Origin of the sequence: Oculatella sp. FACHB-28 (assembly GCF_014696015.1) — a bacterium.
Taxonomy (GTDB): Bacteria; Cyanobacteriota; Cyanobacteriia; order Elainellales; family Elainellaceae; genus JAAUTN01.
Genome location: NZ_JACJPJ010000089.1, coordinates 117,168 through 126,516, shown reverse-complemented (window position 1 = coordinate 126,516; position 9,349 = coordinate 117,168). Strand labels below are relative to the sequence as shown.

10 protein-coding genes and 1 pseudogene are annotated in these 9,349 nt (G+C 49.0%); 8 read left to right on the top strand and 3 right to left on the bottom strand.

The features are described from left to right. Positions 1–120: 120 nt before the first annotated feature. Positions 121–237 (bottom strand): annotated as a pseudogene (locus tag H6F88_RS34150) (GNAT family N-acetyltransferase); the annotation flags it as partial. A gap of 659 nt (positions 238–896) precedes the next feature. Here H6F88_RS34150 and ltrA point away from each other — a divergent pair. After that, complete coding sequence (gene ltrA / locus H6F88_RS23145) at positions 897–2,579, top strand: group II intron reverse transcriptase/maturase (RefSeq protein ID WP_242050673.1); 1,683 nt, start codon at positions 897–899, stop codon at positions 2,577–2,579. A gap of 148 nt (positions 2,580–2,727) precedes the next feature. Here ltrA and rsmA read toward each other — a convergent pair whose 3' ends face one another. After that, a complete protein-coding gene (rsmA, locus tag H6F88_RS23140) occupies positions 2,728–3,552 on the bottom strand; it encodes a 16S rRNA (adenine(1518)-N(6)/adenine(1519)-N(6))-dimethyltransferase RsmA (RefSeq protein ID WP_190645080.1) in 825 nt (274 codons plus the stop codon). Between the two features lie 86 nt (positions 3,553–3,638). On the opposite strand from rsmA, the gene H6F88_RS23135 reads away from it, so the two are divergent. From H6F88_RS23135 to H6F88_RS23115, 5 genes are all read left to right on the top strand, one after another. Further along, positions 3,639–4,301 carry a TIGR00266 family protein gene (locus H6F88_RS23135; protein ID WP_190645079.1) on the top strand — a complete coding sequence of 221 codons (663 nt, stop codon included), beginning with the start codon at positions 3,639–3,641 and terminating at the stop codon, positions 4,299–4,301. A 23-nt stretch (positions 4,302–4,324) separates the two neighbouring features. Next, on the top strand, positions 4,325–5,002 hold the full coding sequence (locus H6F88_RS23130) for a TIGR00266 family protein (protein WP_190645078.1): 678 nt from the start codon (positions 4,325–4,327) through the stop codon (positions 5,000–5,002). 96 nt (positions 5,003–5,098) lie between these two features. Then, entirely contained in the window at positions 5,099–5,797 is a 699-nt protein-coding gene (locus H6F88_RS23125) for a TIGR00266 family protein (RefSeq protein WP_190645077.1), read from the top strand. Positions 5,798–5,859: 62 nt separating this feature from the next. Beyond that, positions 5,860–6,858: a hypothetical protein gene (locus tag H6F88_RS23120; RefSeq protein WP_190645076.1), complete on the top strand. Its 999-nt coding sequence runs from the start codon at positions 5,860–5,862 to the stop codon at positions 6,856–6,858. Positions 6,859–6,936: 78 nt separating this feature from the next. Beyond that, complete coding sequence (locus tag H6F88_RS23115; protein WP_190645075.1) at positions 6,937–7,767, top strand: M48 family metallopeptidase; 831 nt, start codon at positions 6,937–6,939, stop codon at positions 7,765–7,767. A 46-nt stretch (positions 7,768–7,813) separates the two neighbouring features. Here the strand turns inward: H6F88_RS23115 and H6F88_RS23110 are convergent, their stop codons facing one another. Then, a complete protein-coding gene (locus H6F88_RS23110) occupies positions 7,814–8,149 on the bottom strand; it encodes a hypothetical protein (protein WP_190645074.1) in 336 nt (111 codons plus the stop codon). Positions 8,150–8,272: 123 nt separating this feature from the next. Between H6F88_RS23110 and H6F88_RS23105 the strand changes: the two genes are divergently transcribed. Then, a complete protein-coding gene (locus tag H6F88_RS23105) occupies positions 8,273–8,539 on the top strand; it encodes a hypothetical protein (RefSeq protein WP_190645073.1) in 267 nt (88 codons plus the stop codon). A gap of 221 nt (positions 8,540–8,760) precedes the next feature. Further along, on the top strand, positions 8,761–9,150 hold the full coding sequence (locus tag H6F88_RS23100) for an alr0857 family protein (protein ID WP_190645072.1): 390 nt from the start codon (positions 8,761–8,763) through the stop codon (positions 9,148–9,150). The last annotated feature ends 199 nt before the right edge of the window (positions 9,151–9,349 follow it).

Here is a 9,349-nt window from a genome sequence, read left to right as displayed (position 1 = left end):
GACCCTCGCTGTGCGGCCGTGCTAGATGAGCGACCATGTTCAGGCCGTCTGCGTCGTAGAAGACTTGGGAAGTTGTGATTTCGTGCATATCTTACCTCGCGTTGCTCGCGGAATCTACACTTGGTACACGTCGGCATCCATCGCATTCTGAATCGATTCAAAAACTGGAGTCCATGCCTGAAGCGAAAGACGAACAATAGCATCAAGATGCTGAGGAGTGTATTGTTCAATTTGCATTTCGAGATGGAGTTTAGAAGACGCCCAAGGATTGTAGATGATTAAGCCGCATAACTATTAATAGACTGAAATTTTCCGCAGTGCGACACGAAGTTGCACGACTTGAGTGAGAAGCCGACTTCTCTAGGATAGTGTTCAAATCCTATCCCCAATCTCCAAGGGCGTTTCTGGTAACGGAGAGGTCTTTTGCAAGGAGATAACGTCTAAGGAAGTCCTCAGCCATCAAGGGGTTCTGGGCAAGGGGAAGTCTGGATAGGTGAACGTGAGTAAATTTCCGTCGAGGCTGCGTGAATTCTGGTCACTGAAACATGGCTGATACGGTGATGATGGGATACGGAAATCTAGCCTGCGGAACTAGATTTGAGGACACCCAATCCCCGCAGTAAAGGAAGCACCCTCTCCAGATGAATCTCAAGCGTGTAGAACGTGATAACCCCAATGAGGTCTGAAGCTATCGCTTCAGTCGGTCAACCGTAAGGAAGACTCAACTCCTCAGTGGGAGTAGGATGACCCAAAAAGCGAAAGCCAGTAGACCGAAAGGTCAAGGGAAATCATAACCTGCTGGATAAGGCAATTGCCTACCCTGAAAGGGGGCAGACGTGGGTCAGGTGAATCACCCAAAGGTCGAAGTAAAGGAACCCAACTGAGGGACACGTTAGATGCAAAGCCAAGCTTTAGCAAACCGACCCCAAGCACAAACGGATTGGCATGCGATCAACTGGCGCAAAGCGAATCGGATTGTGAAGAACCTGAGACAGCGAATCTTTCGGGCTACCACACAACGCAACTATAAACAGGTGCGTCCGCTTCAAAAGTTGTTGCTGAGAAGTTACTCCAACATTCTTGTGAGTGTTCGCAGAGTGACTCAGCAAAACGCAGGTAGAAAAACGCCAGGACTGGATAAAGTGGTGGTTAAAACGCCAGCCGCTAGAGGGAAACTGCTAGACGAACTGGCAGAATATACTCCCTGGAAAGCCTGTCCTGTGCGTCGGGTGTACATCCCAAAAGCGAACGGGAGACAACGTCCCCTTGGCATCCCCGTTGTCCGAGACCGTTGCATCCAAGCAATGGTCAAGCATGCACTGGAACCCGAATGGGAAGCCCAGTTCGAGGCAACGAGCTGTGGATTCCGTCCTGGCAGGAGTTGTCACGATGCCATTGAAAAAATCTACGGCTTTGCCCAACCGAACAAACGGAAACGATGGGTCATTGACGCGGATATCAAAGGCGCTTTTGACAACATTAGCCACACCTTCTTACTGAATGCCTTGAGTCAGTTTCCAGCTCGGGAACTGATTCAACAATGGCTGAAGGCAGGGTATGTGGATAAAGGAGCTTTTCACAAGAGTGAAAGTGGAACGCCCCAAGGGGGGGTGATTTCTCCCTTACTGGCGAACATTGCTCTGCACGGAATGGAGCAAGCCCTTGGCGTTCAATACAACCGCCGGGGCTACTCGATTGGCTCACGAGCAGTGATTCGATATGCAGACGACTTTGTCGTCTTTTGTGAGTCTCAAGAAGATGCTCAAAAGGCAATCGAAATCCTCATCGCTTGGCTACAAGAGCGGGGTTTGGAGTTATCTCCAGACAAAACCAAAATTGTTCATCTGAGCGAAGGATTTGACTTCTTAGGCTTCAACATCAGGCACTATAGAGCGGAGAAAACCTCTAAAACAGGTTGGAAACTGCTAATCAAACCCAGCCACGATTCGCTGAACAAAATACGGAAGAAACTGCGCGACGAATGGGTTGCTCTGAGAGGGCATTCTATCCCAACCGTCATCCAGCGCCTCAACCCCGTCATTCGGGGGTGGGCAAACTACTTCCGTATTGGGGTGGCTCGTAAATGCTTTGAATCGCTCGACAATTGGATGTTCCGTCGGGAAGTTCGATATGTTGAGCATACTCATCCCAACAAACCCAAAGCCTGGACACAACTCCACTACTGGGACAAACTGAATCTGCAACGCAATGACCGATGGGTCTTTGGTGACAAGACTACAGGCATGCATTTGCTCAAGTTCAGTTGGTTTAGCATTGACAGACACGTCTTGGTTAAAGGCAAAGCGTCCCCAGATGACCCAATGCTGCGGGACTACTGGAAAGCTAGAGAACGAGCGAAGGCAAAGGCTCTAGCGCCCAGCTACCATACGCTTGCCAAGCGCCAAGGATATGTTTGCCTAAAATGTGGAGAATCCTTATTTAACGAGGAAGATCTCCACGTTCATCATGTTAAGCCTAAGGCAAAGGGGGAAAAGACGTTTACAGCAACTTGCGGCTCTTACACTTCTACTGTCACCAACAGCACCATGCGACAACCTCTAAAGCGGTGGAGTAAGTGATTTGCTTAAGCCGGATGTATTGAAAGGTACAAGTCCGGTTTTGAGGGGGCGGGGCTATAGCAATATAGTCCTGCTACCCGACTAACACCCCGAATTTGCTACTTATGCAGATTAAGCTAAATAGCTAGAATCCTTCCGCATATTTGCCTCAGTCCTTAACCTCTTCTGCTAACTGATTACTCAATGCCACCCAATTCTCGACGCTTAAATCTTCGGCGCGGGCTTGGGGGTTGATTTCGAGTTGTTCTAGTAACTGGTTGAGGCGATCGCGCTCCACTACACTCATCAAGTTATTTCGCAACATCTTACGCTTTGTCGCAAAGCCCAGCTTCACCAAAGTTTCCATCTTGCGAACGTCGGTTACAGGCAGGTGAAACTGGCGCGGACGCAATCGCACGACAGCGGAATCAACTTTGGGTGGCGGCTGAAAGGCTTTAGCCGTGACATCACAAATCCATTCGCACTCGGCTAAATACTGCACTCGTACAGATAGCGCCCCATAGTTTCTGGAGCCGGGACGGGCACACAGCCGCAGGGCCACTTCTTTTTGCAACAGCAGCACGATCACGTCAAAGGGGCGGGGGTTTGGGGTGGCGATCGCCCCCAGCAGCTTCTCTAAAATTGGCCCAGTAATGTTATACGGAATATTTGCAACCACTTTGTTGGGCTGCTGAAAGTCTGGAAATGCCGCCAGTGCAGCTTCTAAATCAAGGGAAAGGACATCTCCCTGGAGCAGCAAGAAATGATCAATTTTGCCTAACTTTTCTACTAGCAGCTTGCATAAATCTCGGTCAATCTCAACGGCAACTACCGCTGCTGCCTTTTCTAAAAGCGGCCGGGTTAAGGCTCCTCGACCAGGTCCAATTTCTAAGACGCGATCGCCCTCCACTAACCCCGCTGCTGCCACAATTTTCTGCAACGCCTTTTCACTACGCAGCCAGTGTTGTCCAAATTGTTTACGAGCTTGAGGCATAATTACATTTTCTTAAAAGATCCACAGAACGAAATTTCGCCTGCCAGATTTGTAGAGTATTTATGTCTTTGGGATGAGGTACGTGGGTGAAATACGAGATCCGTTATAAACCTGCTTTTGCAACTGTTTTTTTGACGTTAAATCCGGGCGATCGCATCACAGCTGAAGCTGGGGCAATGGCCAGCATGGCGGCAAAGCTCTCAATGAAAACTGAGTTTTCCGGCGGTCTAGTTCCTGGGCTGTTGAAAAAGTTTCTGGGTGGGGAGTCGCTCTTTGTCAATGTATTTACGAATGAAACTCAGCAACCGCTGGAGCTGGTCTTAACTCAGTCTACTGTGGGCGATGTCGGTTTGATGGAGCTTCAGGGAAATGAGATTTGCTTTCAGCCTGGTGCTTACATTGCTCACACACCCGGAGTTCAGATGGGGGTGCAGTGGGCTGGCTTTTCGAGCTTGTTTGCTGGAGAGGGGCTGTTTAAGCTGAAGCTAAGCGGTCGTGGGCTGGTGTTTTTTGGCGCGTATGGCGGCTTGAGCCAGCGTCGTGTGAATGGCGATTTCACGGTAGACACCGGACATCTAGTTGCCTATGAACCCAGCATCCAAATGAATATTCGCTTAGCCAGTGGGTTGGTTGGCTCTGTCACATCAGGTGAGGGCTTGGTAAATCGCCTGACCGGGCAGGGAACCATTTATCTCCAGTCTCGCAGCAGTGATGGATTGGTCAGGTTTTTGCGCTCTAAGCTGCGCTAGTTCTTACATAAGAAGGCTTCTCAATGAAAGTTGATATTTTACATCAGCCCGATAGTGCGATCGCCAAAATTGACATGGAACCCCAAGAAGAACTCGTTGCCGAAGCAGGCGCGATGGTTTCTATGAGCGGTCACATGAACGTCAACACGACGCTACGAAAGGGCAAAGGAGGGGGCGTTTTTGGTGGATTAAAGCGAATGCTAGCCGGGGAATCGATGTTTCTCAGCGTTTTCCGCTCCGGCACCAGTCCTGCCGAAATTTACCTGGCTCCAAAGCTGATGGGCGACATTTTGCCCTATCAGATGGGTGCCCATGACCTCGTAGTTCAATCCACCGGATATTTGGCTAGCACGCCCGGAGTTGACCTCGACTTAGGATTTCAGGGGCTAAAGTCCGTCTTCTCAGGAGAATCAGTTTTTTGGCTGACTGCTAGCGGTAGCGGGCTGGTGCTGCTCAGCGCCTTTGGCGGCATTTATGAAATCAAGGTAGACGGCGAATACATCGTTGATACAGGCCACATCGTCGCCTTTGAAAAAACGTTGAATTTCTCAGTCACAAAGGCAGGCTCTAGCTGGATCGGCGCATTTTTGGGTGGAGAAGGGCTGATTTGCCGGTTCCAGGGGCAGGGTCGGCTATTCTGCCAAACTCACAACCCTGGCGCATTTGGCAGATTGATCGGCAGCAAATTGCCACCTCGGTAAACCCACTTGTGGGGATGGGCATCCTGCCCGTCCATCTCAACCAGGCATCTTGCCTGCTCCACAAATTAGTAAACTACTCATTCTTAAGCAATTAATATGACTACTGAAACTGCTTATGAGATTCAGCATGCTCCTGCCTACGCCGCTTTAACGCTCAAACTTCAGGCAAACCAGACTGTCCTCGTCGAGTCAGGCGCGATGGCAGCAATGGACTCTCACATCAAAATGAAGTCTAAAGTGCAGGGCGGCTTGATGAAAGGACTGGGGCGAATGTTGGGTGGTGAGTCGCTGTTTGTTAGCGAATTTACCGCTGAGGGCAAGCCCGGAGAACTGCTGATTTCACCAGGAGTACCGGGAGACATTCGGCATTATCGTTTTGACGGCAATAATGGTTTGATGGTGCAATCTTCAGGCTTTATCGCTGCTAGTCCCACCGTCACCATTGACAGTAAGTTTCAGGGCTTCAAAGGCTTCTTTAGCGGCGAGTCTTTGTTTTTGCTGAAGGTAACGGGCTATGGCGACTTCTGGTTTAGTTCATTTGGTGCAATCATCGAAATTCCAGTTGCCGGGGATTATGTTGTAGACACGGGCTATATCGTTGCCTTTGAAGACACGCTCAATTACAAAGTTGAAATGCTGGGTGGTTTATCCTTTAAGGGCTTAAGAACTGGCATCTTTGGCGGAGAGGGCTTTGTCTGTCGATTTAGCGGCACGGGTAGATTGTGGATTCAGTCGCGTCAGCTTTATCCATTCGTCAACTTCATTCACCCATTCCGCCCTGTCAAGAGTAGTTAGGCTCTGGTAAGGGCGAACGGCCGTTCGCCCCTACTGGGATTAAACTGAAGGACAACAGAATTATGGCAAAGCTAATGATGGCTCTGAAGACTGGTGGTAGCCGAAATGCTCTCATCAGCGTTTCTCGCCCTTCAGATTACGTAAGAGACGTTTTTTGGGAAGTTTTTGTTACTGGGGCTGCTCAGAAGTTCATCTGGTTTCCTGACTTCATTCTCTTTTTTCCACTGAGACGTTCAGGAAATTACTGGACTGAAATTTACGCTTCAGACACACTAGAACTTCAGCCTGAAACTGTTAGAGCGATCGCCGTACCCTTCACAATTGAATCAGAATTTGAACGAATAATCGTATCTGACAGAGGTTATGAATCTCCAGCAGTTGATAACCAAGGAGAGGGTAGTTACCAGTTATTGTTTGAAGCTCGATATTTAACTGTTGATGAAGCAAATAGACTGAATGGATTTGATTGGTACACATCTGAAATAAGCAAAGGCTCTCAGATGTCTGCTCCTGAGCTAATCCGACTTACATTCATTCCCACAGCCGACCTCCTTGAACCTCAAATTTTAAGAGCAGAGGCAGGTTTTAATCCTCCTCAAACCCTCTCCCTCAATCACTCGTATCAAGAACCTCCCCGTCGAACAGATATTCCATTCGTTCTCTCAGCTCACATAACTCCAGAGACATTGGAGTTTATTTATATTTTTGAACAAACTCTACAGGAGTTCTATCAAATTGAGCGTCCTCATGCCCGAATATGCCGTGGATCAGCATTTGGTGATCCAGAAGATCCAATCTGGGCTGAGGTCATTGATATTCCCTCAGTATTTCCCTTTGCTATCAGCATCAAACGGGATGAAACTATCACCTTAGGACTGGTAGCTTGGGGGAGATTCGGTCAAATTCATCATGTTATTTGGCAATTGGAACATACAAGCGAAGAAGGTTTTTCATGGAACACTTACAACTGTGGAATGATTCGTTGTGATGCTGAAGACCTTCAACAATTACTTCTTTTGCTAAAAGAAAAAGCTAAAATTCATTTTCAACCTCGCTCGTAAAGCGATAGTTAAACAATTCAGTTCTCGACATTAGAGCTTGGGAAACCAACAAGTCCTTCATCCCTCATTCTTTCGATCATGCCTATTGAGTTACCGCCCGGAACGGCAAGCTATCGCGGCGATCGCAACCCAGAACCTAAGAAACGGCAAATCCTGCTGGTCGTTGGGTTAATCATCGCGGTCGTGTTTTTTGCCTTCTGGCTATTTGGGGCGCTGGTGAATGGGTTGGTCTGGCTAATTCCGCCTAGCGTCGAGCGGCAATTGGGCACATTCACCGTGCCTGTGTTTGAGCAAATGGCAGAACCATCGGCAGCTCAAGACTCGCTCAATCAGTTGCTCGATCGCCTGGAGGCAAATCTTCCCCCTGAGCAACAGCAAGATCACGACTACCAGGTGCTATACATTCCTGATGCGACGGTGAATGCGATCGCCATTCCGGGCGATCGCGTCATCATCTACCGGGGACTACTGGCTCAGACAGAATCAGAGAATGAGCTGATGATGGTGCTGGGGCACGAATTGGGGCATTTTGCTAACCGTGACCATCTGCGGCGGCTGAGCAGAGGATTAGTCTTGCAGTTACTCATTGCCGTTTTCTTTGGGGATACAGGTGGACTCCAGGATGTAGCGATTTCTGGACTGTCCAGCATCAGTAATGCTCAATTCTCCCAAGGGCAGGAATTGCAGGCGGATGAATTTGGCTTAAATCTTTTGCAGCAAACCTATGGACACGTTGCTGGAGCGACAGACTTCTTTAAACGGTTGAGCCAGCAAGAAGGAGCAAATATCGACTTTTTGGCGACCCATCCTAACTCAAACAAACGAGTACAGCGGCTGGAGCGGGCGATCGCTAAGGGCCATGACCTGGGTGAGCGATCGCCTCTCCCTGCTCCGTTGGCAGACCTGTAACGACTGTCTGCCGCTGACTTAAAAATTTGAAGTAACCAGCTTGAACTTACCTGGCTAAGCTCTCCACACTGAGAGGCACCATTTCGCCGCTCTTGGTTAACCCCAACAGCATCCGTTCCTGGGGTCTGATTAACTTGCCCGTCAACACACACCTTTCTTCTGTTTGAGCTGTAGCCTCTACGCTGGCTCGTATCTCCTCTGGCGACAATTGTGGCTGATAGTCTCCAGACTTTTGCTGCACATAATTCCACAGCACATCCCGAATCAAAGCTTGATAGCCCTGATTGCCTGCTAAATCTTTGAGTCGGTCTTTGAGATCTCGCTCCAGCCGGATGCTGGTTACTTCCATTTCTGTTGTTGCCGTGCGATTCATCGTGTACATTTCAGTCCTCCTGAAATAGATAAGGTCTAGTTGAGTTTTTTTGAAGATGTGTAGACACCTTCGTAACACGAGTGTAGTATATTGAATGTCAGAATCAAGCAATATGTTTCAGCAAATAAACCTGTGAGTTACCCATCCACCCTTTGCACTTCACGCCACGCTGCCGAGCCTCAAAGCTTGGCTTTTGTGTTGCTGGCGGCGATTGCTGCGGGTGGCGATGGTGCTGGCAATCTGGTCGCAGGCGAAGAGATGCAAGGCTTTGGCTTTGGCATAGTCACCAGACTAGATGGAAAAAATCGGGGAATCGATCTATCCGATTTGCCAGTAGATGAACCAGACTCACGAGGCGGGCGGTACAGGTCAAGAACTGCTGTACCCGGAGAGGACTAGAAAAACCTGAACCAGTTTTTCCAGCCCCCGCTTCTAAGTTACGGAAGCGGGGGTTCTTGTCTGTGAAGTTATTGAAATTGCTAAGTCACTCGTTGCTCACGCACTCGCATTAACCCATTAGAACAGCTACCTAGCTAGAACCAAGTTCGTGCCCCACTTTCGTCCGATGGACAGTTCTGAAAACCCAGAAGCCTGAAGAAATCCGAAGGGAGTCCCCGGTGATGCTGAAATTTACCTACACGGAAACGGGTCTACATCTAGAACATTTACCCCAATCAGTTGAAGATTGGATGACGCTACGGGTGATTTTGTCACTGCGAACCGGACAGCGTTTGATTGTTGAGCGCGGGACGGCTGCTTTCTTGTTGCCCACCAACCTAGTCGGACTGCCATCGCTTGAGTCTGCCATTCAACAAGAAACCTATGGCACAGTCACCCTGACCAAAAGTGACGCTGAGTACGTTGAGGTGAGCCTGCACGGTACCTGGGTTTGCTCTAGCTCAGAAGAGGTTAATGGTGTGTTTGTGGCAAGTTTGGGCGATCGCACGGAATGGCTGATCTTCAAACTCTGGCGTGAAACCCAGAACCGCGCCTCCCCGCTGCGGCGGTAAAGATTCTAGCTCATCAGATCACTAGGAATGCAGCACCGAGATCTTCAGCCTATCAAAGAAGCTGAAGATCTGAATTTCCTATGGCGATCGCCCATCTTGAGCCTAGTTGCCTAAATCTTGACAAATTTGTGAACCACTCAGGAAATTGTAGTGTTTAAGTAGTATATTGTAGTATAACGCAATTATTCCAACCTACTTC

Coding starts and splice junctions, on each gene's coding strand:
- ltrA (WP_242050673.1), top strand. CDS start 897: ATGCAAAGCCAAGCTTTAGCAAACCGACCCCAAGCACAAACGGATTGG.
- rsmA (WP_190645080.1), bottom strand. CDS start 3,552: ATGCCTCAAGCTCGTAAACAATTTGGACAACACTGGCTGCGTAGTGAA.
- H6F88_RS23130 (WP_190645078.1), top strand. CDS start 4,325: ATGAAAGTTGATATTTTACATCAGCCCGATAGTGCGATCGCCAAAATT.
- H6F88_RS23125 (WP_190645077.1), top strand. CDS start 5,099: ATGACTACTGAAACTGCTTATGAGATTCAGCATGCTCCTGCCTACGCC.
- H6F88_RS23120 (WP_190645076.1), top strand. CDS start 5,860: ATGGCAAAGCTAATGATGGCTCTGAAGACTGGTGGTAGCCGAAATGCT.
- H6F88_RS23115 (WP_190645075.1), top strand. CDS start 6,937: ATGCCTATTGAGTTACCGCCCGGAACGGCAAGCTATCGCGGCGATCGC.
- H6F88_RS23110 (WP_190645074.1), bottom strand. CDS start 8,149: ATGTACACGATGAATCGCACGGCAACAACAGAAATGGAAGTAACCAGC.
- H6F88_RS23100 (WP_190645072.1), top strand. CDS start 8,761: ATGCTGAAATTTACCTACACGGAAACGGGTCTACATCTAGAACATTTA.